The organism is Kitasatospora sp. NPDC054795, assembly GCF_053611565.1.
Genome location: NZ_JBSHAP010000035.1, coordinates 19302 through 43362 on the forward strand (window position 1 = coordinate 19302; position 24061 = coordinate 43362).

The following is a 24061-nucleotide window of genomic DNA, read 5'->3' on the forward strand; positions in this document are numbered from 1 at the left end:
TGGGGGGTGGGGTGGTACCCCGCCCCCGCGGGTTCCCCACCCCTCAGACGGTCACCCGGTGGTTTCTAGTAGAACCAGACGGAGAGGCGGGCGGTGTTCGGGGCGACGTCGCAGAAGTAGCCGACCGCCTCCCCGCGAGCCACATAGGCCTTGCCGGCCGCGTCGCACGCGGCGCCGCTCGGGTACATGCCGACGTAGGTGTAACCGGTCGTCCTCGTGGTGGACGCCTGGGCCGCGGGGGCGGCCATCAGACCGCCCGCAACCGTGAGCAGCCCGGCCAGGGCCATGGTGGAAACCGCCTTGCGAAGTGCCATGTCGATGTCTTCCTCGCTCAAGGGAGAACACCGGAGTCCGCTTCCCGGTGCTCGGCGGCGAGCCTTCCGGAATCCCGGATTCGGGGCAATGGTAGAGACCAATTTGGCAGAAAAGAGCCGCCCGCTGCGCAGTTGCGCACACCTCGGCCCCGCCGCCCCTGGGCTGGGGCGGCGGGGCCGAGGGCTGTGGTCAGCGGGCGTCGAACTCGCCGGTGCGGACGGCGGTGACGAAGGCCTGCCAGGCGGAGGCGGGGAAGAGGAGGGCCGGGCCGGAGGGGTCCTTGGAGTCGCGCACGGGCATGACGCCGGCGAAGCCGTCGGCGACCTCGATGCATGCGCCGCCGTTTGCGCCGCTGTACGAACTCGTTCGCCAGGACGCCTCGGTCAGGTCGACATCCACTCCAGGTCTCTCCTTGCCGCACGGATGAAAGCCAGCGATTCGGCCTGGCCGAGGGCCTCGACCGCAAGCCGATCGTAGCTCCTGGCGAGTGTGGCAACCGACTTGGCATCGCGGTCGATGTAGCCACGCGATTCAATTTCGCCGTAAGCGAGAACTTTGCGGTTCGGCATGGTAAGGAGATACGTCATGTGTGTGAACGGCCGGTTCTCGCCCATGGAGAACGGAGCCACCTGGATGACCACGTTGGGCCGAGAGGACAACTGCTCCAGGTGAAGCAGCTGTTCGACCATCACATTGCGTCCGCCGATGATCCTCCTGAGGCACGTTTCGTCCAGCACCGCGTGGACGAGTGGGGGAGGCGTTCGCCCCAGGACCTGCTGCCGGGCAAGCCTGAATTCGATGCGTTCCTCGGCCAGCTTCTGGGATGAAAGGCCTTGCCTGACGAAACCCATCTGAACGGCGGTTGCGTATCCCCGGGTCTGCAGAAGTCCGGCGACGAGGTCGACTTCGAAGATCCTCATCTCTTCCGCGAGCGCCTCGTACCGGGCGTACTCCGGAAAGCCCTCCAGGATTGCGGCGTTCTTCAGCTGATACCACATCAGCATCATGGTGCCGCCCGTGTCGAGCGCGATGTCGGAGAGTTCGGCGAGCTTGCGACTCGGGGGCCGGTGCGCAAGTTCGACGTAGGAGAGGTGCGACGGCGAGCACCCGATGAGCGGAGCCAGGTCCTCCTGGAGGATGTCCTTGGCCTCTCGAAAGGCGCGGAGTTGGATTCCGAAGGGTGCCCACGGGCTCGACTCGGGGTCGATCTTCTTCTTGTTCATGGCAGCCCCTCAACTTCCCTGCGGCCCCTCGGCAAGTAGCAGGCCGCTTCCGATGGTAGGCGACCTTGCGCCACCATATGCACAGAACGTGAAACTCCGATCGCAGAGAGTTCCCCCATGCGCCACGACCAACTCCCTCGCCTCCACGGCTACGGCGTCCGCTGGGACGCCGAGGCCGACCGTTACCGGGTCCGCAACGAGATGACCGGCGAGTGGCTGCACCGGCCCACCGGCGAACTCGCCTCCTTCGTCTTCTTCGGGGACGCGTACAGCGCCTGGCGTACCTTCGAGGTCCACAAGCGGCCCGGGGAGAAGTGAGATGTCCACCCTCTCCCGCGCGACCGCCGAGCAGCGCCGGCAGGCCGCCGACGTCCTGGACGACCTCGCCACCGTCCTCGCCCTCGGCGGCGTCGAGCTCCCCACGCTCGAAGTCGACTGGGCGGAGGGTCGCCTGACGTGCAGCTACCTGCTGCGCCTCACCGCGCGCCCGCTCGACCTCCTGCGCATGGTCGACCTGCTCCGCAAGGGGCTGCGCTACGAACGCCTCACCCACGACGACTGAGCATCCCCCACCGCGTCGAGAAAGCGACCTCCCCCGTGCAAGATCCCCGCCTGCTCGCCAAGCCCCCCGTCTGCCGGCTCGGCTGCCTCGTCCTCGTCCGCAACCGGCGCGGCGACGTCCTGCTGGTCGACCCGGACTACATGGACGGCATGATCCTGCCGGGCGGCTCCGCCAAGCCCAACGAGCCCCCGCATCTGGCCGCCGCCCGGCACCTGCACGCCGGGACCGGCCTGATCGTCCGCCTCACCGACGTCCTCGCCGTCGACTTCACCCCGGCCGACCGCTTCCTGGAGCGCCTCACCCTGGTGTTCGACGGCGGCGCCGTCCCCGACGGCACCCTCATCACCGTCCCCGGGCAGCGCAGGAGCGGCCTGCTCGGCGCCCGCTTCGTGCCCGCCCGCAGCCTCCCGGACTTCATGGCCCCTTCTCAGGCCGCCCGCGCCGCCGAGGCCCTCGCCGGCCGCTCCCTGCCCGCCCTCCTGCTCGGCCAGCGCGCCGCGTGACGGCACGTGGACATGCCCCGGCCCGGCGCGGGCTCCCCGCGCCGGGCCGGGGCGGATCCGTCAGTCCCTCGGGGCGCGGCGACAGGCGTCTGCCGCGACGGTGGCGGCGATTCGTCGTACCAGCTTCATAGTGATCAAATCCTCTCGGATGACATGGAGTTGGCGGGACGGCGGGAGCATGATTCGCCCGCGATCATCGGCCCGGGACATACATGCCGGACCGCACACCCTGCCCGTCCGGACGCCGCGCCGACATCCGACCAAGATCACCCGAAGACGAGGGGGAGGGTCGTTCCGGGCCCGCCGACCACTGCGGTGGCAGGATGGCGGCATGGAACGAGTGCTGGGAATCGGCGGGTACTTCCTGCGGGCCGCCGACCCTGCGGCGCTGGGTGCCTGGTACCGCGACTGCCTGGGGCTGGACGCCGACGAACACGGCCTGTGGCGCCAGGAGCCCGGGCCGACGGTCTTCGCGGCCTTCGAGTCCGGGACCGACTACTTCGGCTCCCGCAGCCAGCGGACCATGCTCAACTTCCGCGTCCGCGACCTGGACGCGATGCTCGCCCAACTGCGCGCCCGGGGGGCGGACGTGGCCGAGGAGACCCAGGACATGGCGGGCGTCGGCCGGTTCGGCTGGGTCACCGACCCCGAGGGCAACCGGATCGAGCTCTGGCAGCCCGCCCGACCGGGCTGAGCCGAGGCGGGCCGAGGTGATCACCTCCCCATCCCGGTACGGGAGATGAGGGTTCTCTGAGGGTGCTTTCTCGGGGACAACCCCGATGCCGGACCCGGCCGTGGGGCCCGAGACTCGGATGCATGCGCATCACACGGGCCGGCTGGGCCGTCATGACGGTGCTCTCCACCCTCATCGTCGCCGTCTCCGCCAAGTACCTCAGCTTCGATCCTGCGGTCTTCATCGAGGAGCAGCGCGCCACCTACCTGAGTCACGAAGTGCCGCTCTACATCCACATATTCGGCGCGCTCACCGCTCTGCTGGTGGGGCCGTGGCAGTTCTCCCGCCGCCTGCGCGAACGCCGCCCGCGCCTGCACCGCCGCATCGGCGTCACCTACCTGATCGGCTGCCTGGTCGGTGGAGCGGGCGCGCTGCTGATGGCGCCCGTCGCGTTCGGGGGCGCGGCCTCCGGGATCGGCTTCGCCTGCCTGGCCGTCGCCTGGCTGGTGACCGGCGGCGCCGGGCTGCGGGCGATCCTCGACGGGCGGGTGGTCGACCACCGCCGCTGGATGGTCCGCAGCTTCGCGCTCACCTTCGCTGCCGTCACCCTGCGGCTCATGCTGGTCGTGGTCATGGCCGCGCACCTGGACTTCCGCACCTCCTACACCGCCATCGCCTGGCTGTGCTGGGTGCCCAACCTGCTGCTGGCCTGCTGGTTCACCCGCCGGCGCCCCGTCGCGGGGGCGCCGGCGTGACCGGTGCCCGGACCCGGGTGCGGACGTGGGTGGTGGGGCTGCGGCCCGGGGTGCGGACGATGCGCAGGGCGCTGCCCGAGTAGCTGACGTTCGGCTTGTCGCCGGCGGCGGCGGAACTGGGCGAGGTGACGGCCACTCATGTTTGTGCCGCCGGCTGGTCGTTGATCGAACAGGGGAGTGCGGCCCCCGTTAGCCCGGCCGGGCAGCGGGGTTCCTCCGCCCGGGTAGCGGATGTCACCCCTGGCGGCGGGTCAGGGTGGTTCGGGTACGGATCGGGGTCGATGCGGGGAACAGTCCGCCGTCGACACAGCCCGACCCACACCCCACACCCCACACCCCACGTCCCAGGAGGCCGCCGTGGCCCGTACGAAGACCCTCGTCCTGACCGCCCTCACCGCCTTCAGTGTCCTGGCCGCGAGTGCCGCCGTCGCCTTCGCCGACGGCAAGCCCGCCGGCAAGCCGAGCGTCGTCGTGCCCCACGACGAGGCCGCCGCCGACCCCGCGCTGCTGTCCGCGCACAACCAGGTCTTCGGCGACTTCGTCGACGTGGCCCCGGGCGGCAACGGGTTCGCGACCGTGACCTGTCCCTCCGGCCAGGTGCCGACCGGTGGCGGCGGCCAGACCAGCGCCTTCCGGATCTTCTTCACCGACTCCTACCCGAGCGGCAGCTCCTGGGTCGTCCGCGGCACCAACACCGGTACCGCGACGGAGTCCATCCTGGCGACCGCCGTCTGCACCACCCCCTGAGTTCCGGGGGCGCGGCCCGGGTCCGGCGTTCGGGCCCGGGCCGCTGCATGTCCCGCGCCCGGGGCCGCCCCGCCGGTGGGCGACCTCGCCGGAGGGTCACTTCGGCGCCGGCAGCAGCCCGAGGTCGGAGACCGGCCCGAGGTGGGCGAGCTTGTCGGGGTTGGACACGGCGTGGACGGCCCGCACCGCGCCGTCGGCGTCGATGTCCAGCTCGATGACACTGGCCACGCGCTGCTCGGCGTCGTACACCACCGCGCCCGGGCGGCCGTTGACCCGGGCCGGGGCGAGGCGCGCGCCCAGGCGGCGGATGCGGCGCAGGCCGCCGACGAGCAGCTGGGCGACGCGACGCGGATCGGTGAGGGAGTGCGCCAGTGCGCGGGCCTTGCCGCCGCCGTCGCCCCGGAGCACCACGTCGGGGGCGAGCATGCCGAGCAGCGCGTCCAGGTCCCCGCCCTCGGCGGCCTCGAAGAAGCGGCGGGCCAGCTCCTCGCCCTGCGCGCGGTGGGCCGGGGCCGGCAGGACGGGGCCGTCCTCGGGGCCGTCCTCGGACGCGGCCAGGCGCTTGCGGGCGCGGGAGAGGATCTGACGGCAGTTCGCCTCGCTCCGTCCGACCATCTCCGCCACCTCCGGGTAGCCGTACCCGAACGCCTCGCGCAGCGTGAACACCGCGCGCTCGACCGGGGAGAGGGCCTCCAGCAGCACCAGGAACGCCATCGACAGGGTGTCCGCCAGCTCGGCGTGCTCGGCCGGGCCGGGGCGCCCGGCGGTGGTCGCGACCGGCTCGGGCAGCCACTGGCCGACATAGCTCTCGCGGCGCACCCGGGCGGACTTCAGGTGGTTGATGCCCAGGCGGGTGACGGCCGTGGTCAGGTAGGCCTTCGGGTCGGCGATCGCGGTGCCGGCCCGCTCGGCGCGGGTGAGGCCGAGGAAGGTGTCCTGGACGAGGTCCTCGGCGTCGCCGACCGAACCCGTCATCCCGTAGGCGATGGAGAACAGCAGCGGCCGGTACCCGGCCGCGCCCGCCACATCCGTCGAACTCACCCTGGACTCCCCCGTCCCGATCGTGGCCAGCAGGCTACCCGAGGCCCGCCGCGGCCCGCGGGCGGACGGTGTGGCGCAGGTCACGGCGGGCGGGCGGCGCGGGGATGTCACAAAACGGCGGGCTGTCCTGTCTTCAAGGGCAGCAACGGGACCACCGACCGAGGAGCACCCCATGGAACCCCGCCTGAACCCCTTCGCCAGCCCCGTCATGGGCAAGGTCTTCAAGCACCTGATCGCCGCCAACAGGCCCGTCGCCGAGTCGAGCCTGCCGTACACCGTCCAGGAACTGGTGCGGCTGCGCGCCAGCCAGATCAACGGCTGCGGCGCCTGCATCGACATGCACTTCAAGGAGGCCGTCCACGCCGGGGAGGACCCGGTGCGCCTCAACCTGGTCGCCGCCTGGCGCGAGGCCACCGTGTTCACCGACGCCGAGCGCGCCGCGCTGGAACTCGCCGAGGAGGGCACCCGGCTCGCGGACGCGGCCGGCGGGGTGAGCGACGAGGTGTGGGCGAACGCCGCCAAGCACTACGACGAGGAGCAGCTCGCCGCGCTGGTCTGCGTGATCGCGATCATCAACGCCTTCAACCGGGCCAATGTGATGCTCCGCCAGCCCGGCGGCGGCTACGAGGTCGGCATGTACCAGCACTGACCGGGCCGGGACGCGAGGAGAGGGGGACGCCGTGAATGTCGCGCTGTGGATCGTCGCCGGGCTGCTGGCCGCCGCCTACCTGCTGGGCGGCGTGTTCAAGATGCTCGCGCCGAAGGAGAGGATCGCCGCCGCCGGGGCCGCCGGCCGCTGGGTGGAGGACTTCAGCGCGGGCGGGGTGAAGGCCATCGGCGCGGTCGAGGTGTTGGCGGCGGCCGGGCTGGTCCTGCCCGCCGTGCTCGGCATCGCGCCGGTGTTCGTGCCGCTGGCGGCCGTCGGACTGGTGCTGCTGATGGCCGGTGCGGCGGCCGTGCGGATGCGCCGCCGGGAGTACCGGCTGGTGGCGGTGGACGCGGTCTACATCCTGTTGGCCGCCTTCGTCGCCTGGGGCCGCTTCGGACCCGAGTCCTTCCTCACCTGACCGGCCGGGCAGGGCCGGTGGGAGGACCGGGGCCGCCCGACGGTACGGCCGCCGCGAGGGCGCGGCGCCGCGCCGCCGGGCGGCCCCGGCGGCCGTTCACCGGGCGCCCGGACCGGGCGGGTGCGGGTGGCCTACCATGTCCCACTGATGATCATCTCGTGGCCGCACCCGGTGCAGGGGAGCGGGCCGAAGGGGGACGGGTATGGAGATCGGGCTCGCGGACACCATTCGGGCGCTTCGGCAGGAGCTCGCCACCGCGATGGCCGACGGCGAGGGTTCGCCGGTGCGGCTGCGCGTCAACTCGGTCAAGCTCGATGTCGAGGTCGCCGTCACCGCCTCGGCCGAGGTCGAGGGCGGGGTCAAGTTCTGGGTGGTCTCCGGCGGGGCCAAGGCCGCCGGCGCCAGGACCGCCACGCACACGGTGTCGCTGGAGCTGACGGCCGAGACCGAGCAGGGCGGTGCGGTGCTGACCAACTCCGAGGCCGGGATCCTGCTGCCCGACTGACGCCGGGCGGGGCCCGGCGGACGGCGGTAGTCACCACCGGGGAGGCTTTGCGGAACGGTCCGAACGGCGGGTGGGGGACAGGGCATGCGGCGCGGCCCGAACGGCATGCTGGACAGGGTGGTGATGGTCGCCCGACGGGACCGGACGACCGGCGGGACGCGGTTCCTCGCCTCGGGCTTCCTGCTCGCGAGCGGTCTCGCACTCTCCGTGCGCCACGCCTTCGAGGACTCCGAGCGCTACGCGTACGAGGTCCGTCCGGCGGCGGGAACGGCCGGCGGGAGCGGCAAGCCCGTCGCCGTCGACCTGGTGGTGAGCCACCAGGACCCCTCCCTCGACCTGGCCCTGCTGGTGCTGGCCGAGGACCACGGCGACCTGCCGCCGATCCGGCTCGGCGTCGCGCCCACCCGGCTCGGCCGCATCGCCTTCACCGCCGTCGGCTTCCCGGACTTCGCCATCGACCGGATGCGGCCGACCACCCGGCAGATCGACGGCGACGTGCTGCTCGGCTCCTTCCTGGGCCGCGCCGACCTGGAACTGTCGCTGACCTCCCCGCCCCCCGAGACGCCCCCCGCGGCGCCCACCGACCGGCCCGGACCGGCATCACCGTGGACGGGCTTCTCCGGCGCCGGCGTGTTCACCCGCGACGACGTCCTGCTGGGCGTGTGCAGCAGCCACCACACCCGCGGGGGGACCGCGAGCCTGACGGCCACCGGCTTCCAGGGGCTGTCCGAGGACCCCAGGTTCGTCCGCTACCTGCGCGCCCACGACGTCGACCCGGACCCGGTCGCGGTCACCGACCGCGAGGAGTCCGCGCAACGCCTGCGGGAGATCCACACCCACGACGAGGTCGTCCGGGGACTGCACGGACGCGAGACCCGCCTCGTGGACGACCGCCTCTCCTTCGTCAGCCCCGGCCCCCTCCACGAGGCCCAGCCGCGGAACCTGCTGCGCCGTCTCTCGACACCGGACCCGCGAGGCGTCCTCCTGGTCGGACAGGCCGGCGCGGGAAAGACCCGGACCTGCTTCGAGGTCGCGCGGGCCGCCCATCTCGACGGCTGGCAGGTCCTCCACCTCCAGGCGAACAACTCCGTGACGGTGGACGACCTCTCGCAGGTCGTGCGTGAGGCCGAGCGGCCCCGGGTCCTCCTCGTCCTCGACTCCCTCGACACCTGCGCCCAGCTGGACCTGCGGGCACTCGTCGACGCCCTGCTGCCCGAGGCCAAACGGTGCGGCGTCCACGTCGCGGCGCTCGCCTCGACCCGCCCGGGAGCACGCCACCGACTCCACCAGCGCGGTGCCGGGCTCCTCTTCGACGAGGTCCTGCTGCGCCAGGACGAGGACCACCGGACCACGGTGATCACCCACATCCTCCGTGAAGTCGCCCCGCAAGCGCTCCAGCGGTGGGGGGAGGAGGAACTCGCCCGGGCCTGCGGGCGCCGTCCGGTCATCGCCCTGCTCATCGCCGACGCCCTCGAACGCCGGATCCGCGCCGGCCACCCCGCCCCGGACCTCGCGCGGGTGCGCCCCGGTGAACTGGTCAGCTGGATCCGGGAGGGAATCCGGCAGGACTCGCTGACCCCCGTCGGCACCGGGGACGCGACCGGCCCGCTGGCCACCGCCCTGCCCGACCTCGCCCACCTGGCCTTCGCCACGGCGGTCAGCATCTGCCCGCAGCCCCGCCCGGCCGTGGAGGAGGCGCTCGACGCGCTGCTCGACGCCCACCCCTCCACCGCCGCGGGCGTCATGGGCGGACGGCACGTCACCGACACCCTGGTCTCGCTGGGGTGGATGGACGAGTCCGAGGGCGAACTCCACGTCGTCCACGACATCGTGACGGACGAACTGGTCCTCCACTCCCTCCTTCCGCCACCGGGCTGGAGCATCCACGGCGCATCCGCCGAAACGCTGTTCGACGCCACGTCCCGGCACTCCCGTTCGTTCGCCCTGTTCACCGGCCATCTGCAGCGGCTGGCCTCCGACCTGGACGGGCCGGCAACGGGCCACCGGGCCGGCGCACTGGAGCGCTTCTGCCGGGACTGGGCCACCCGCAACGCCGTCAGGCTGGGAAAGCTGCTGGAGCACGCGGGCAGGGACGGCGAGCAGGCGCTGCTCGCCATGACCCTCGACCCGCCCTGGAAGTCCGCGGCCCTGGAGACCTGGGACGCACTGGTCCACCCCTGGCTGACCCGGGCCGAACTCGACCACGCCGCACGGCCGTTCCTCTCGGCGGCGCTCGGCGATCCGCAGAACGTGCCGCAGCCGCTGATCTCGGCCTCGCTGTCCTGGCTGTCCCGGCGGGCCGGGCAGACCGACGCCGACCACGTCATCCAGGCGCTCCTGGAACGGGACGACCTCTCCTGCGGCCAGGAGCGGCTGGCCGTGGACCACGCCCTGGAGTGGGTCCGCGGACACGCCGGCTGGCGCTCCGCTCCACTGGTCCTCAAACAGCTGCTCAAGCGGGACCACGACACCCCCACCCGCGGCCGGGTGGTCCAGTGCGCCTTCGACTGGCTGAGCCCGCGCCGCCCGTCCGAGGCGAGCGCCGCCGTCCTGCAGCACCTGCTGACGTACGGGAACCCGGCGGGGGAGCAGCGGGAGGAGGCCGTGCGCCGCACCCTCGCCTGGTTCGCCGACCACCGGGACGCCGCCGGCACACTGCGGGCCGCGTCGCTCCTGCGCACGCTCCTGAGCCACCCCACGCTGACGGCGCCCGAGGAGCACGCGGCGCTCGAACGGGGCCTCGACTGGCTCGCGGAGCACCACGCCGAGGTCCCCACCGCGGGCGCGGTGCTCCGCGTCGTCCTGGAGCGCCACACGCTCACCCCCGACCGGGCCCGGCGGGTGACCCGCTACGTCGAGGCCTGGAGCAGGCTCCATCCCGCCAGCCCGCACCGCAGCCACGTCCTGCGCGTCCTGCTGGCCAGCGAAGGCACCGGCACCGGCGAAGGCACCGGCACCGGCGAAGGCACCGGCGCGGGCACCGGACTGCTGCACCAGCTGGCCGGCGACCCCGCCGACCCGGCGGCGGCCGTCGCACTGCAACGACTGCTCGAACGCCCGCTGACTCCCGAGCAGGCCCGCCCCCTCGTCTCCCGGGCGTTCCGGTGGCTGGAGCTGAACGAGACCTCCGCCGACCGCCGGCGCGTCCTCCAGGTCCTGCTGTGGCGCAGGGAACTGACCGGGGAGCAGCTGACCGAGGTGGCCGATCTGGTGGTGGCGGAGCTCCGCGCCGGCCCCGCCCAGCCGGCCCTCCTCGGCTCGCTCCTCGGCCGCCGCACCGGACTGCGGCCCGACCAGGCCCGGTTCGGGATCGACCTCGCGATCGACCTGTGCGCCGTCCACACCACCTTCCACTTCCAGCGGCCGTTCCTGTGCCCGCTCCTGAGACGGTCGGACCTGACCCCCGAACAGGCCTCCCGGGCGGTGGCGCTGGGACTGGAGCGGCTCTCGGCGAACTTCAGCAACAAGACCCGGGAGATCCTCTGCGCCCTGCTGGAACGGCGGGACCTCTCCCCGGCCCAGCTGTCCCTGCTCCTGCGGCACACGACGGATTGGCTGGCCAGGCGCGGCTCGACGCCGAGGGCCCCCTTCGTCCTGCTGCACCTGCTGGAGCGCGACGACCTGCCGGCCGGGATCGAGCAGGAGGCTCTCCGCAGGGCCCGGGAGGCACTCCTGGCGTACCCGGACGCCCTGCCGGCGGAGCGCCTGCGCGCACGGCTGGCCGGGCGCGGCCCGGCCGGGGCCTGAGCGCGGGACACCAGGTCCGGGATCCGGTCGCGGCCGGGCCCAACAGCGCGGGCCCGCCCGGGCGAAGCGGTGCGGCGGCCCGGCGGGTCCCGGTCGGCGTTGTTCAGCCCAGCACCGCCGCCACCGCGCGCGGCGTCCAGTGCCCGGCCGCGCCCGGGCGGGTGGCGAGGTAGCCGGCCGCGCGCCACGGCCCCCAGCCGTGGGACTCGGCCAGGCCGGCGGCCAGGGTGCGCAGGTAGGGCGGGGTGGGGGCGTTGAGATCGGCGCCGGCCACGCCTCTCGGGGCGGTGAAGGTCAGCAGCGGGTGGCCGTCCGACTCGCCGACGTGCAGCAGGGTTTCGTAGCGGCCCGGGCCCAGTTCGGCGCGCCCGGTGGCGAGCGCGGGGGCGAGGTCGAGGTCGGTGCCGGGGCTCCGGCGCATCTCCTGGGCGGCGATGTCGCTTAACTGACCGGCCGTCACCAGATAGGCGCGGCATGGCACTTCGCCGCCGGCAGTCGGGTCGTAGAAGGCCGAGCCGCCGCCCCAGGTGGGCGAGTGCCCGGCGAAGTAGAGCGTGCCCGGCAGCACGGTGGCCACCGCCCGGCGCGGCGGACGCGGATCGCGACAGCCGGGTTGGGCCCGCGCCCCGCCGTCCGGGCGCCCGCCGCGCAGGTAGCAGGCGAGGCGGGCGGCGTGCAGGTTCGAGCCGTACGCCACGTACCAGACGAGCGTGCTCCCGTTCCGGCCGGCGGCGTTTGTCCGCGGCCCCTCGTCCTCGGTGGAATGCCCGGCCGATTCCCAGTCCGAGGGGGCCTTGCCCGGCCCGCTCACAGGACGGAGCCGCGGCGAGGTGTGCGAAAGGATCCCACGCGAAGATGTGAAAACCGTGAACAGTCCGATGATCTGACCAGAACCCCCCGATCCGGTAGCGACCCCCTCGCCACCGGTAGCGTTCCGGACGCCATGGTGTTCATCGCCCTTCCCCCTCCCGTCGCGCCGTTCCGGTATTCGGCGATTACTCTTCACCAGCGGAAACGAGCGAAAACCCGCGAAATGTCATTCGATTCATACCGTTGCTGTTCCTGTGCGGCATCGATGATGAGAATTCCCTTTGATCGAACCTTCGCTGCATCCAGCCGACTCCCAGCAGAGTCATGGTGAGTGGGCGCCCTCCGCAGGTGACAACCGGGTCATCCGGCGTCACACCCGTACACCCGTACGCGCCCCCAGGACCCCGGAGCCAAGGAAACCCATCCATGGACGCACGCCACGACACGGCCGGCCCAGGCACGCTGCACCGCCCCCACCAGGGCCCCGCGGCCGGCTGGCTGGTGGCCCAGGCCGCCCACCCCCGCAGCCTGCTCGACATCATCGCCGCCACCGCCGACGCCCACCCCCACGCGCCCGCGCTCGACACCGGCGACACCCTCCTCGACTACCGCGCCCTGCTCCACGAGGTCGACACCCTCGCCGGGCAGCTGGCCGGCCACGGCATCGGCCGCGGCGACCGCGTCGGCATCCGCATCCCCTCCGGCACCGCCGACCTCTACATCGCCGTCCTCGCCGTGCTGCGCTGCGGCGCCGCCTACGTCCCCGTCGACGCCGACGACCCCGACGAGCGCGCCGGGATGATCTGGCAGGACGCCGCCGTCTGCGCCGTCCTCGGCCCCGGCCGCGGCCTCCACCCCGGCGCCGCCGCCCACCCCGGCGGCCGCCCCGCCTGGCCCGGCCCCGCCGACGACGCCTGGATCATCTTCACCTCCGGCACCACCGGCCGCCCCAAGGGCGTCGCCGTCACCCACCGCTCCGCCGCCGCCTTCGTCGACGCCGAGGCCCGCCTCTTCCTCACCCACCGGCCGCTCGGCCCCGGCGACCGCGTCCTCGCCGGCCTCTCCGTGGCCTTCGACGCCTCCTGCGAGGAGATGTGGCTGGCCTGGCGCCACGGCGCCTGCCTCGTCCCCGCCCCCCGCGCCCTGGTCAAGGCCGGCACCGACCTCGGCCCCTGGCTCGTGACCCGGCGCATCACCGCCGTCTCCACCGTCCCCACCCTGCTCGCCCTGTGGCCGCAGGAATGCCTGGACGCCGTCCGCCTGATCATCGTCGGCGGCGAGGCCTGCCCCGCCGAACTCGTCGAACGCCTCGCCGTCGACGGCCGCGAGTTCTGGAACACCTACGGCCCCACCGAGACCACCGTCGTCGCCACCGCCGCCCGCCTGCTCCCCGGCGAACCCGTACGCATCGGCGCCCCCCTCGACGGCTGGGAGATCGCCGTCGTCGACCGGGCCGGACACCCCGTCCCCTGGCACGCCAGCGGCGAACTGCTCATCACCGGCGTCGGCACCGCCCGCTACCTCGACCCCGCCAAGGACGCCGAGAAGTTCAGCGCCCACCCCGCCCTCGCCTCACCCCGCGTCTACCGCAGCGGCGACCTCGTGCGCAACGACCCCGACGGCCTCGTCTTCCTCGGCCGCGCCGACGACCAGGTCAAACTCGGCGGCCGCCGCATCGAACTCGGCGAGATCGACGCCGCCCTCCAGGCCCTGCCCGGCATCCGCGCCGCCGCCGCGGCCGTCCGCAGGACCCCCGCCGGCGCCGACCTGCTCGTCGGCTACCTCGTCGCCCACCCCGGCACCACCCCCGACCTCACCACCGCCCGCCGCCGGCTCCTGGAACGCCTGCCCGCCCCGCTGGTGCCCGTCCTCGCCCTCGTCGACTCCCTGCCCACCCGCACCTCCGGCAAGGTCGACCGCGGCGCCCTGCCCTGGCCGCTCGCCACCACCGGCACCGCCCCCGCCGCCCCGGCCCTCGACGGCACCGCCGGCCGGCTCGCCGGCCACTGGGAACGCCTGCTCGGCACCACCCCCGGCCCCGACGACGACTTCTTCGCCCTCGGCGGCTCCAGCCTCACCGCCGCCCGCCTCGTCTCCGAACTGCGCACCCGTCACAACGGCGTCTCCGTCGCCGACCTGTACGCCCACCCCGTCCTCGCCGACCTCGCCGCCCACCTCGACACCCTCAGCCCCACCACCGCACCCGAGGACACGGCCGCCACCACCGCCGCCCGCGGCCGCACCGTGCGCCGCACCCCCCGCAGCGCCGGCCTCTGGCAGACCCTCCTGCTCCTCGGCATGTTCTCCCTCGCCGGACTGCGCTGGATCCTCGTCCTGATCGCCCTCGACAACCTCACCGGCAGCGACCTCGCCTGGGCCCCCCACAGCTCCTGGTGGCCCGTCGCCGCCGGCCTGCTCCTCCTCTACAGCGCCCCCGGCCGCACCCTGCTCGCCGCCACCGGCGCCCGCCTGCTCACCGCCGGCATCCGCCCCGGCAGCCACCCCCGCGGCGGCCACGTCCACCTGCGCCTGTGGGCCGCCGAACGCTACACCGCCATGTTCGGCACCGCCGCCCTCGCCGGCACCCCCTGGGCCCCCCGCTACGCCAAGGCCCTCGGCTGCCGCGTCGGCCCCGGCGTCCAACTCCACACCCTGCCCCCCGTCACCGGCCTCGCCCGCCTCGGCGCCCACGCCTGCGTCGAACCCGAAGCCGACCTCGCCGGCTGGTGGCTCGACGGCGACACCCTCCACCTCGGCCGCATCGACATCGGCGAAGGCGCCCGCATCGGCCACCGCGCCACCCTCATGCCCGGCGCCCGCATCGGCGCCCGCGCCGAGATCGCCCCCGGCTCCTGCGTCACCGCCACCACCCCCGTCCCACCCGGCGCACACTGGACCGGCTCCCCGGCCCGCCCCGCCACCGAAACCCCCGCCGACTGGCCCACCACCCCCGCCCCCGCCCCCCGCCGCTGGAACCTCGCCTACGGCGCCGGCTTCACCGTCCTCGGCCTCGTCCCGATCATCGCCGCCCTGCCCGCCCTGCTCATCGTCTACCCGATGATCGACACCGACGCCACCCTGGCCGGCGCCCTCCTCCAACTCCTGCCCGCCACCGTCCCCCTCGCCGCCCTCACCATCACCTGCTACGCCACCCTCATAGCGCTCCTCGTCCGCCTCCTGTCCCGCCCGCTGCGCCCCGGCTTCCATCCCGCCACCGGCCGCGTCGCCTTCTGCGCCTGGGCCGTCAGCCGCCTCGCCGACACCGCCCGGCGCACCCTCTTCCCCTTCTACGCCAGCCTCCTCACCCCCGTGTGGCTGCGCCTGCTCGGCGCCCGCGTCGGCCGCCGCGTCGAAGCCTCCACCGTGCTCGCCCTGCCCGGCCTGATGCGGGTCGACGACGGTGCCTTCCTCGCCGACGACACCCTCGTCGCCCCCTACGAACTGCGCGGCGGCTGGCTCCACCTCGGCCCCGCCCACATCGGACGCCGCTCCTTCGTCGGCAACTCCGGCATCGTCGGCCCCGGCCGCCACCTGCCCGACAACTCCCTCGTCGGCGTACTGTCCGACACTCCCGCCCACGCCCCCGAAGGCTCCTCCTGGCTCGGCCGCCCCGCCTTCGCCCTGCCCCGCGTCGCCGACACCGGCACCGAAGGCCGCACCTACGACCCGCCCCGGCGCCTGATCTGGGCGCGCGCCGGCGTCGAACTGTGCCGGCTGCTGCCCATCGTCCTCGCCGCCCTGCTCGGCGACCTCGTCCTCGCCGCCCTCCAGGAACTGCGCGACGACTACGGGCTCGGCGCCGCCCTCGGCGCCGCCGGACTCGTCCTGATCGCCGCCGCCGTCACCGCCTGCGCCCTCACCACCGCCGCCAAATGGCTGCTCGTCGGACGCTTCCGCGTCGCCGAACACCCCCTGTGGTCCTCCTTCGTATGGCGCAACGAGCTCTACGACACCTTCGTCGAGGAACTCGCGATGCCCTTCGGCGGCCACACCATCACCGGCACCCCCTACCTGAACGTGTGGCTGCGCAGCCTCGGCGCCCGCATCGGACGCGGCGTGTGGTGCGAGACCCACTGGCTGCCCGAGACCGACCTGGTCACCGTCGAGGCCGGCGCCAGCGTCAACCGCGGCACCGTCCTGCAGACCCACCTCTTCCACGACCGGGTGATGCGCCTGGGCCCCGTCCACCTCGCCGCCGGCTCCACCACCGGCCCGCACTCCATCGTGCTGCTCAACTCCTCCCTCGGCGCCGGCACCACCGTCGGCCCGGCCTCCCTCGTCATGCGCGGTGAGAACGTCCCCGGCGGAGGGCACTGGCTCGGCAACCCCGTCGCCGCCTGGAACGCCGACCCCACCCCGCCCGCCGGGCGGCGCCGCCGCCGGGCCACCGCCGGAGTGTGACGCGGATCATCCCCGCGGGGCGATGAGTTCGCGGTGCGGTCACGGTCCATATCCGTGACCGCACCGCTTCTTGCCGTGCCCCGCCGAGAGGAACCGCTCATGACCGCCACCCCCGCCGCCGCGAAGAAGCCGGCCGCCAAGGGCAACCCCGCCTCCTACTTCCCCGCCGTCGAGAAGAAGTACGGCCGCCCGATCGAGGAGTGGAAGGATCTCGTGCGCACCTCCCCGCTCGTCAAGCACATGGAACTCGTCGCCTGGCTCAAGACCGAGCACGGCCTCGGCCACGGCCACGCCAACGCCCTCGTCGCCCACACCCTCGCCGAGAAGGCCGCCTGAGCCCCGTGGCCGACCACGTGTCCACGACGATTGACCAGCGCCGGAGGGAATTCGGAGAGGACGCGAGGGGGCGTCCTCACCCCATTAGGCTGCAGGTATGACGATCAAGGCTGTGGTGTTCGACGTCGGGGAGTGCCTGGTCGACGAGACTCGGGAGTACGGCACCTGGGCCGACTGGGTGGGCGTGCCGAGGCACACGTTCGTCGCCCAGTTCGGCGCGGTGATCGCGCAGGGCCGGGACTACCGGGAGACCTTCCAGGTCTTCGCCCCCGGCTTCGACCTCCATGCGGAACGCGAGAAGCGGGCTGCTGCCGGCCAGGCGGAAACGTTCGGTGAGGATGATCTCTATCCGGATGTTCGGGGTGCCTTCGCTCAACTTCGGGCGGAGGGGCTGTGGTTGATGATCGCCGGAAATCAGACCGTGCGGGCCGGGGCGATCCTTCGCCGACTGTTCACGGGCGACGTCGACTTGATCGGCACTTCCGACGACTGGGGCGCGAGCAAGCCGGACCTCGCCTTCTTCGAGCGCGTCGCCGAGGTGGTACCCGCCGAGCCGCACGAGATCCTCTACGTCGGTGACCGGCTCGACAACGACGTGCTCCCCGCCCGGACGGCAGGGATGCGGACGGCGTTGATCCGGCGCGGCCCCTGGGGCTGGATCCAGCAGTACGATCCGGCTGCGGAGCAGGCGACCTTCCGGATCGACTCGCTGGCGGAACTTCCGGAACTGATCGGAAAGTTCAACGCTGGAGCGAGCTGAGCATTGCTGACCAGGAGTAGAGGCGGTCGTCCACACCCCGGACGGCCGCCGTGTCCTGCCATGGGGTGAGTGCCCGTCGGGCCTCGCGCACGCGTTCCATGCCGGTGGCGTACCAGGTGATGGCCAGTTGGTCGAGGGCCTGCTCCAGCAGGGCACACGCGTGTTCTGGCCGCCGGGCTGCGGCCTCGACCGACGCGAGGTCGGCGAGCACGACGACGCGCTGCTTACCGTCGGTCTCCGGGAGTTCGGCGAGCGTCTGCTCCAGTGTGGTCCGGGCCTGCGGAAGCAGACCGGCCTGCAACTCGGTGTTGCCACGGAACGCGTGCAGCCGGGTAGCCGAGAACCAGGTGAACCAATCGGGTGGCAGAACGTCGCTGCCGGAGGCAAGCACGTCCTCGGCGTGCCGCAGCAGAGCGAGAGCGCCGCGATGGTCGCCGCATCGAGTGAGACACTCGGCCTCGACCGCGTCGAGCCAGGACAATACGTCGGCGGATACCGAGGCCCGACGAGCATAGGTGCGGGCAGCATGCATACGTTCCCGTGCGCCGTTGAGGTGGCCGGCCCAGCCAGGCACGAACGCGCTGTGAGCAAGAATCGCGGCACCGAGCAGGTTGTCGTCTGCCTCGCCAGCAGCCTGAAGCGCGCGAACAAAGGTCGCGTCGGCAGCGTCGGGCTGTCGCAGGTCGAAGAACTCGATTCGGCCGAGCAGTAGCAGCGACTCGGCGAGGGCGGCGGCCAGCACCTTGCGGGCCACTCCGTTTGTCTCCCCGAGTAGCACGGCGCCGAGGTCGGCATGTGCGGCCACCGCTGGGTGCAGCGCGGCTGGCGTTGTGGACAGGTAGAGCCGGCGGTGAGCTTCGGTGACTATGGCGTAGTCGGAGCCGACCGTCCCTGGCTGGCTCCCTTGCGGCCCATATGGCCGAGGTAGTGCGCCGCGGAGGGCTGTTGACGTTGTGCGGGGCGTGGCCGCAGGTGTGGCAACGGTCGCAGTCGTGGGCTGGTCACGGTTCCAGGGGGCGCGGAAGCCCAGGTCTTCGATCGACTGCCGTAGGACGTGCGTCAGGAGACGCTGGTAGTCCTCCCCAGGCCAAGGGGGCGTGTCGGATTCCCAACGGCGGATCTGACGCACGCTGACGGAGATGCCGCGAAGGCCAAGCTGTTGGGCTGCTCGCGTGAGGGCGTCGGCCAGGGCCTGCTGGCTGGCGTAGCCGGCGGCTTGCCTGGCTGCTTTAAGAGCGGTGTTGGGCACGGTCTCCTCCGCACATGCTGATGACGAATCAACTCTACGGAATCACAGGACATTTTGGGGACTCATCGGGCGAGTGGCAGGCCTGTGAGTCCTCTGTGTGTCCCTCAAGAGTCCTCTATAAGGCCTTCAGGACGTCCTTTGGGTGGACGACGATTAGTCCGCCACCAACCGGTGCAGCCAGGCTAATGACAGTAGGTTCGCGTGCTTGAGGCAGAGCGGTCAGGCCCGGTCGGGCCTCGCTCGACTGGGCGGTCGTCGCATACCCCGCATGCCGCGGAGGCGATTTGTGATATCAGCCGTGAGTCGGACCCCGTTGTCGGGCGGTGTGGCGATCGAACTCAACGTCCGCAAGGGCGTTCGGTAAGTATCCACCGAATACCGGCTCGCCGCGGTGATCTCTCGCGGCGTCCATTCAGGCCACTGGATGGCGCTACGTCAGACATACGCAGCCGATGCCGCGCTTCATTCGTACACCCTTCCGTCTCCCGAGGCCCCCATGCTCATTTCCCGTCGCCCCCGCATGTTCGTCGCGCGTCTCGACTCGCGGGCCGAATCCGCGCCCCTGGCCCGCTACTTGCTCCGCGCCTACCTCTCCGGGCTGCCCGCCGGTGAGCGCTACGCCGACACCGCCGAATTCCTCCTCGCCGAACTCTTCGCCAACGCCGTCCGGCACTCCGACGCCCCCTCGGACCGGCACATCGAGATCCGCTTCGCGCTCGTCAACTCCCGCCTGCGTCTCGAAGTTCACGACGCGGGGGCCGGGCGTCCGTCCCTGCGCGCGACCTCCCCCGAGGACGAGCACGGGCGTGGCCTCCTGCTCGTCAACGAACTCGCCGAGCGCTGGGGTTGCTGCCCGCGCCCGGGTGGTATCGGCAAGTTCGTCTGGGCCCTCGTCGCGCCCGCCCCCACCCCCGTCCTCGTCATCGCCTGAAAGTCCTTCCCCCATGCACCTCGCCACCCTCGCCCGCCACACCCTCTCCCGTGGCGCCACCCCCGCCGCCACCTACGCCCTCCTCGCCCGCCTCGGGCACAAGCCCGCCCCCTGCGCCGAGGCCGTCTGCCTCGCCCTCGACATCCCGCCCGCCGAGACCGCCCGGCGTCTGGGGGAGTGCCACGACGCCCTGCTCGCCTATCCCCGTCCCGACTCCGAGGCCGACACCGGTGAAGTCCTCGAAGCCCTCGGCGTCTTCGACGTCCCCAAGCAGCTCACCGACACCGAACGGGCTGTCGTCGCCCATTTCCTGACCGCCGTCGACGCCATCGGCGGCATCCGCCCCGGCCACCGGCACGGCCTCCAGCGCTGGTTCACCACCGGCAACCTCGCCGCCGCCTACCTCTCCCTCGCCTCCACCGCACCCCTGCCGCGTACCGGAGACCCGGCCGCCTACTGGACCGCCCTCGTCATGGTCGGCGAACTCCTCACCACCACCAGCCCCGACCCCCGCGTCCGCTACGCCCTCACCCGCTGCCGCACCCAAGCCGCCCGCACCTGAGGCGCCCGCGCAGGACGTCGACCCCGCCGACTTCCTGCGCATCGGCCTCGCCGAGGTGGTGATCGACCGTATGAAGACTCTCGTCATCGGAGCTACCGAACCCTCGGAAGCGCCGTCGCCGACGCCCCCGGCCCGGGGGAGTGGGGGCGGAAGGCTACGGCCGCCGGGTCACGAAGACGAACTCCCGCCCCGGCCGGTCGGGCGCGTCGCGCACCTCCTCCACCGTGAAGCCGCAGGCGGCCAGATCCCGCTCGACCTCCTCCCGCTCCCAAAAACGCAGCGTCGAATCCGAGGTCAGCACCTGCCCGTCCGCGGCGAACACGTACGTCCACCGGAACGACACCAGCGGCCGGCGCACCCCGACCAGGTCGACCCAGCTCTCGACCGCGCCGACCCCCGGGACGTCCGTCACCCGGTGGGAGCGCTCGCGGGTCCACTCCTCCCAGGCGCGGGCGGCCGGGTCGCGGGTCTCGAAGACCAGCCGCCCGCCCGGCCGCAGCGCCCCGAAGGCGCCCCGCAGCGTCCTCCGCCACTCGGTCGGGTCGGTGATCGCCTGAGCGACGTTCGCCGTCATCGTCGCCAGGTCGACCCGCAGCGGCGGCAGGCCCGTCGCGTCCCCGTGGATCCAACGCACCTTCGCGGCACCCGGTTTGGCGCGCGCGACCTCGACGGACGCGAGCGCGGGATCGACGCCGACGACCTCGGCCCCGCGCCCGGCCAGCAGCAGCGCGAACACCCCCGTGCCGCAGCCGATGTCCAGCACCTGGCGCGCCCCGAACTCCTCCGCCATCCGCAGATAGGCGTCGAGATCGCCGCGGTCGGGGTCCAGCGGGTCGTAGACCGCGGCGAGCCGCGGGTGCGCGAAGCATGCGTCAGCCATGAGCCGAACGTAGGCGGGGCCCCGCCCGGCATCAAACAGGTCTACACCTCTGCGGCCCCGGGCTGGCCGAAACCGGACCCGTCCCGCGCCGCCCCCGCAGCCCGCGAACCCCGGTGCCCACCAGTCCCGGGAGCGCCCGCGGCCAGTCCCGCGGGGCCGTCGGGATCCGGCCGAAGCCCCCGGCACCGCTTGTCCGTCGGCGAACCGAGCAGGAAGAGTGGAAGACCGCCGGCCGGCGATCGTGTCCCGCTCCGACTCCCTTGCGAACGAGAGGACATCATCATGACCGACGACGTGTACGAGCCCCCGGAGCTGATCGAACTCGGCGACTTCGCCGACCTCACCCGCGGCTTCGACATCGGCAACCTGTCCGACGTCCACGGCTACTACCTCGCCCCCTGAGGACCGGGCCGTGAGCGGTCACCGGCAGGCCTGGTTCGTGGTCCTGCCGGACACCGAAACCGGGCCCGCCGGGGCCGCGGTGGCCGCGGTGCGGGGCACGGCCGAGCGCCGTGCCCTGCACCATCCCAGCGGACGCCCCTGGATCCTCGGCCACTGGCCGGCCGGCGAACCGGTCACCGCCCGGGCCGGACCGGTCGCGCTGGCCGTGTTCGGCACCTGCGACACCGACGCCCACCACCTGCGCCGCCACGCCGCACGCATCCGCGACCCCTACGACGCCCTCGCCCTCGCCGCCGACCTGGCCGGCAGCTTCCACCTGATCGCCACCGTGCACGGCACCGTCGCCGCCCGCGGCTCACTGTCCGGACTGCACCGCCTGCACCTGGCCGAGATCGACGGCGTCCCCGTCCTCGCCGACCGGGCCGACACCCTCGCCGCCGCGGCCGGCCTCACCCCGTCCCTCGAACGCCTCGCCCTGCGCCTGACCCACCCGCTGCCCCACCCCGCCGACACCCAGCCGCTGTGGCCCGGCATCACCCCCGTACCGCCGGACCACGCCGCCCTGCTCACCCCCGGCCGCCCCGCCCGCACCCACGCCCACTGGCACCCGCCGGCCCCGGACCGACCCCGACCCGAAGCCGCCACCGCCCTGCGACAGGCCCTGCGGCGGGCCGTCGCCGCCCGCACCCGCGACGGCGGAACCATCGCCGCCGACCTCTCCGGCGGACTCGACTCCACCCCCCTGTGCTTCCTCGCCGCCACCGGCCCCGCCGAACTGCTCACCGTCACCCTCGGCTCCCTCGACCCGCACCACGAGGACGCCGCCTGGGCCGACCGGGCCGCCCGCCACCTGCCCGGCAGCCGGCTCGTCCTGCCCGCCGAGGACCTCCCCACGATGTTCGCCGACATCGACACCCCCGGCCCCCAGGGCGACGAACCGTTCGCCTGGACCCGCACCAGGGCCCGCGACGAAGCCGTCACCCGACTGCTCGCCGCCCACGGCGCCCGACTGCGGCTCAGCGGCGAAGGCGGCGACGAGACCCTCCAGGCCCTCCCCGCCTACCTGCGCACCCTCCTGCCACGACACCCGGCCACCGCCACCCGCCACCTGCGCGGCCACCGCGCCCGCCTGCGCTGGAAACTGCCCGACGCCCTCGCCGCCCTCACCGACCCCCGGCCCTACCCCGCCTGGCTCGCCCACGCCGCCGACCGCCTCACCCGCCCCGACCCGCCACCCACCACCCAACTCCTCGGCTGGGGAACCGAACCCCGCCTGCCGCCCTGGGCCACCACCCATGCCGCCGACCTGGTCCGCGAACAGCTCGAAGCCCTCCACGACACACCACCACTGGCACCGCACCACACCCACCACCAGACCCTGCACCTCGTCCGCCACAGCGCCTCCGCCGTACGCCAACTCAACGACACCACCGCATCGTCGGGCGTACCCCACAGCACCCCCTACCTGGACGACCAGGTCCTCGACGCCTGCCTCGCCGCCGAACCCGCCACCCGCGGCACACCCTTCGCCTACAAGCCGCTGCTCACCGAGGCCCTCGCCCCCCACCTGCCCGCCGGCCTCCTGCGGCGCACCGGCAAAGGCGACTTCACCCCGGACACCCACCAGGGCCTCGCCCGCCACCGCGCCCGACTCGCCGCCCTCATCGAGGACAGCGCCCTGGCCCGCGCCGGACTGATCGACCCCGACGCACTGCGCCGCGCCTGCCTCGGGCTCTACCCGCCCGGCACCCCCTACGCGGCCCTCGACGCGACACTCGCCTGCGAACACTGGCTGCGCGCCCACCCCACCACCCCCCGACCGTCCACCGAAGGAGCCTGAATGGCCGCCGAGCTGTGCCCCGACGTGACGCTCACCCCGACCGACGACGGCGCCGTCGTGCTGGACGAGCGCTCCGGCCGCTACTACCAGCTCAACCGCACCGGGCTCCTCACCCTGCGAGCCCTGCTGGACGGCCGGAGCGCCGACGAGATCGCCGCCGACCTCGGCGGCCGCCACCCGGTCACCGCCGAACGGGCGCGCTCCGACGTCGAGCGGCTGCACCGCAACCTGCGCACCGCCGGACTGGTCACCGGATGAGCCTGCACGACCACGCCACCCGCGCCGGCCGCCCGCCCCGGCACCTGCGGCCCGCCGCCCTCGCCGCGATCGGCGCGGCCCGGCTGATCGAGAGGCTCCCCCCGGCCCGGATCCGCCGCCTCCTGCTCGCGCTGCGCCGCGGCGCCCGGCCCGCCCGCCGGGCCGAGGCCCTCGCCGCGCGGCAGGCCGTGGTCGCGCTCAGCATGCGCTGCGCCGGCCAGGGCTGCCTCCAACGCTCCATCGCGGCGGCCCTGTTGTGCCGAGCCCGGGGCACCTGGCCGACCTGGCGCACGGGCGTGCGCACCGCCCCCTTCCGCGCCCACGCCTGGATCGAGGCCGAGGGTGAACCCGTCGACGAACCCGCCGAACTCGCCCACTTCCGCCCGCTGATCACCATCGCCCCGCCCCAGCCCCCGCCCCAGTCCCGGACGCCGGGCCGCCGACGCTGACCAGGAGGCACGGGAAGTCGGACGGGCCGACCTCCCGCGTCCCGT

26 protein-coding genes are annotated in these 24061 nt (G+C 73.4%); 19 read left to right on the plus strand and 7 right to left on the minus strand.

The features are described 5' to 3' along the window. Positions 1–65: 65 nt before the first annotated feature. From ACWGJO_RS15120 to ACWGJO_RS15130, 3 genes are all read right to left on the minus strand, one after another. Positions 66–314, minus strand: a complete 249-nt coding sequence (locus tag ACWGJO_RS15120) for a hypothetical protein (RefSeq protein ID WP_452183944.1) — start codon at positions 312–314, stop codon at positions 66–68. 190 nt (positions 315–504) lie between these two features. Continuing rightward, positions 505–714, minus strand: coding sequence for a DUF397 domain-containing protein (locus tag ACWGJO_RS15125; RefSeq protein ID WP_452183946.1), 210 nt, complete (start codon positions 712–714; stop codon positions 505–507). After that, the gene (locus ACWGJO_RS15130) at positions 699–1538 is read right to left on the minus strand and encodes a helix-turn-helix domain-containing protein (RefSeq protein WP_452183948.1); all 840 of its coding nucleotides are present in this window, start codon (positions 1536–1538) and stop codon (positions 699–701) included. Before ACWGJO_RS15130 ends, ACWGJO_RS15125 begins: the two co-directional genes overlap by 16 nt. Positions 1539–1655: 117 nt before the next feature. Here ACWGJO_RS15130 and ACWGJO_RS15135 point away from each other — a divergent pair, with 117 nt between their 5' ends. The 6 genes from ACWGJO_RS15135 (at position 1656) to ACWGJO_RS15160 (ending at position 4778) form a co-directional block, all read left to right on the plus strand. Further along, positions 1656–1856: a hypothetical protein gene (locus ACWGJO_RS15135; protein WP_452183950.1), complete on the plus strand. Its 201-nt coding sequence runs from the start codon at positions 1656–1658 to the stop codon at positions 1854–1856. Between the two features lies 1 nt (position 1857). Continuing rightward, the gene (locus ACWGJO_RS15140) at positions 1858–2100 is read left to right on the plus strand and encodes a hypothetical protein (RefSeq protein ID WP_452183952.1); all 243 of its coding nucleotides are present in this window, start codon (positions 1858–1860) and stop codon (positions 2098–2100) included. Between the two features lie 35 nt (positions 2101–2135). Then, complete coding sequence (locus ACWGJO_RS15145; RefSeq protein ID WP_452183954.1) at positions 2136–2603, plus strand: NUDIX domain-containing protein; 468 nt, start codon at positions 2136–2138, stop codon at positions 2601–2603. 331 nt (positions 2604–2934) lie between these two features. Then, positions 2935–3297 carry a VOC family protein gene (locus ACWGJO_RS15150; protein WP_452183956.1) on the plus strand — a complete coding sequence of 121 codons (363 nt, stop codon included), beginning with the start codon at positions 2935–2937 and terminating at the stop codon, positions 3295–3297. A 122-nt stretch (positions 3298–3419) separates the two neighbouring features. Next, positions 3420–4031 (plus strand): DUF2306 domain-containing protein, encoded by a 612-nt coding sequence (locus ACWGJO_RS15155; protein WP_452183958.1) that lies wholly within the window; start codon positions 3420–3422, stop codon positions 4029–4031. Positions 4032–4388: 357 nt separating this feature from the next. Then, positions 4389–4778: a hypothetical protein gene (locus tag ACWGJO_RS15160; RefSeq protein ID WP_452183960.1), complete on the plus strand. Its 390-nt coding sequence runs from the start codon at positions 4389–4391 to the stop codon at positions 4776–4778. A gap of 96 nt (positions 4779–4874) precedes the next feature. Here ACWGJO_RS15160 and sigJ read toward each other — a convergent pair whose 3' ends face one another. Next, positions 4875–5819 (minus strand): RNA polymerase sigma factor SigJ, encoded by a 945-nt coding sequence (gene sigJ / locus ACWGJO_RS15165; protein WP_452183962.1) that lies wholly within the window; start codon positions 5817–5819, stop codon positions 4875–4877. A 172-nt stretch (positions 5820–5991) separates the two neighbouring features. On the opposite strand from sigJ, the gene ACWGJO_RS15170 reads away from it, so the two are divergent. From ACWGJO_RS15170 to ACWGJO_RS15185, 4 genes are all read left to right on the plus strand, one after another. After that, positions 5992–6468 (plus strand): carboxymuconolactone decarboxylase family protein, encoded by a 477-nt coding sequence (locus ACWGJO_RS15170; protein WP_452183964.1) that lies wholly within the window; start codon positions 5992–5994, stop codon positions 6466–6468. 31 nt (positions 6469–6499) lie between these two features. After that, positions 6500–6886: a DoxX family protein gene (locus ACWGJO_RS15175; protein ID WP_452183966.1), complete on the plus strand. Its 387-nt coding sequence runs from the start codon at positions 6500–6502 to the stop codon at positions 6884–6886. Between the two features lie 202 nt (positions 6887–7088). Continuing rightward, complete coding sequence (locus ACWGJO_RS15180; protein ID WP_359906629.1) at positions 7089–7391, plus strand: trypco2 family protein; 303 nt, start codon at positions 7089–7091, stop codon at positions 7389–7391. A gap of 84 nt (positions 7392–7475) precedes the next feature. Beyond that, on the plus strand, positions 7476–11138 hold the full coding sequence (locus tag ACWGJO_RS15185; protein ID WP_452183968.1) for a serine protease: 3663 nt from the start codon (positions 7476–7478) through the stop codon (positions 11136–11138). Positions 11139–11241: 103 nt separating this feature from the next. Here ACWGJO_RS15185 and ACWGJO_RS15190 read toward each other — a convergent pair whose 3' ends face one another. After that, complete coding sequence (locus tag ACWGJO_RS15190) at positions 11242–11835, minus strand: histone deacetylase (RefSeq protein WP_452183970.1); 594 nt, start codon at positions 11833–11835, stop codon at positions 11242–11244. A gap of 539 nt (positions 11836–12374) precedes the next feature. Between ACWGJO_RS15190 and ACWGJO_RS15195 the strand changes: the two genes are divergently transcribed. From ACWGJO_RS15195 to ACWGJO_RS15205, 3 genes are all read left to right on the plus strand, one after another. Beyond that, a complete protein-coding gene (locus tag ACWGJO_RS15195) occupies positions 12375–16349 on the plus strand; it encodes a Pls/PosA family non-ribosomal peptide synthetase (protein WP_452183972.1) in 3975 nt (1324 codons plus the stop codon). A gap of 99 nt (positions 16350–16448) precedes the next feature. After that, the gene (locus ACWGJO_RS15200; protein WP_452183974.1) at positions 16449–16685 is read left to right on the plus strand and encodes a DUF4287 domain-containing protein; all 237 of its coding nucleotides are present in this window, start codon (positions 16449–16451) and stop codon (positions 16683–16685) included. A 97-nt stretch (positions 16686–16782) separates the two neighbouring features. Further along, positions 16783–17445 (plus strand): HAD family hydrolase, encoded by a 663-nt coding sequence (locus ACWGJO_RS15205; RefSeq protein ID WP_452183976.1) that lies wholly within the window; start codon positions 16783–16785, stop codon positions 17443–17445. Here ACWGJO_RS15205 and ACWGJO_RS15210 read toward each other — a convergent pair. Then, the gene (locus tag ACWGJO_RS15210) at positions 17426–18199 is read right to left on the minus strand and encodes a transcriptional regulator (protein WP_452183978.1); all 774 of its coding nucleotides are present in this window, start codon (positions 18197–18199) and stop codon (positions 17426–17428) included. The two genes, ACWGJO_RS15205 and ACWGJO_RS15210, sit on opposite strands and share 20 nt — an antisense overlap. Positions 18200–19214: 1015 nt before the next feature. On the opposite strand from ACWGJO_RS15210, the gene ACWGJO_RS15215 reads away from it, so the two are divergent. Together ACWGJO_RS15215 and ACWGJO_RS15220 are read left to right on the plus strand one after the other, a co-directional pair. After that, positions 19215–19625 (plus strand): ATP-binding protein, encoded by a 411-nt coding sequence (locus tag ACWGJO_RS15215; protein WP_452183980.1) that lies wholly within the window; start codon positions 19215–19217, stop codon positions 19623–19625. 13 nt (positions 19626–19638) lie between these two features. Further along, complete coding sequence (locus tag ACWGJO_RS15220; RefSeq protein ID WP_452183982.1) at positions 19639–20187, plus strand: hypothetical protein; 549 nt, start codon at positions 19639–19641, stop codon at positions 20185–20187. Between the two features lie 154 nt (positions 20188–20341). Here ACWGJO_RS15220 and ACWGJO_RS15225 read toward each other — a convergent pair whose 3' ends face one another. Continuing rightward, the gene (locus ACWGJO_RS15225) at positions 20342–21067 is read right to left on the minus strand and encodes a class I SAM-dependent methyltransferase (protein WP_452183984.1); all 726 of its coding nucleotides are present in this window, start codon (positions 21065–21067) and stop codon (positions 20342–20344) included. 282 nt (positions 21068–21349) lie between these two features. Between ACWGJO_RS15225 and ACWGJO_RS15230 the strand changes: the two genes are divergently transcribed. Genes ACWGJO_RS15230 through ACWGJO_RS15245 form a run of 4 tightly spaced genes read left to right on the plus strand, consistent with a single transcriptional unit; the run spans position 21350 to position 24016 of the window. After that, on the plus strand, positions 21350–21469 hold the full coding sequence (locus ACWGJO_RS15230; RefSeq protein ID WP_452183986.1) for a lasso RiPP family leader peptide-containing protein: 120 nt from the start codon (positions 21350–21352) through the stop codon (positions 21467–21469). A gap of 10 nt (positions 21470–21479) precedes the next feature. Continuing rightward, positions 21480–23309, plus strand: coding sequence for an asparagine synthase-related protein (locus tag ACWGJO_RS15235; protein ID WP_452183988.1), 1830 nt, complete (start codon positions 21480–21482; stop codon positions 23307–23309). Continuing rightward, entirely contained in the window at positions 23310–23567 is a 258-nt protein-coding gene (locus ACWGJO_RS15240; RefSeq protein WP_452183990.1) for a lasso peptide biosynthesis PqqD family chaperone, read from the plus strand. Beyond that, positions 23564–24016 carry a lasso peptide biosynthesis B2 protein gene (locus tag ACWGJO_RS15245; RefSeq protein ID WP_452183992.1) on the plus strand — a complete coding sequence of 151 codons (453 nt, stop codon included), beginning with the start codon at positions 23564–23566 and terminating at the stop codon, positions 24014–24016. Before ACWGJO_RS15240 ends, ACWGJO_RS15245 begins: the two co-directional genes overlap by 4 nt. Positions 24017–24061 lie beyond the last annotated feature (45 nt).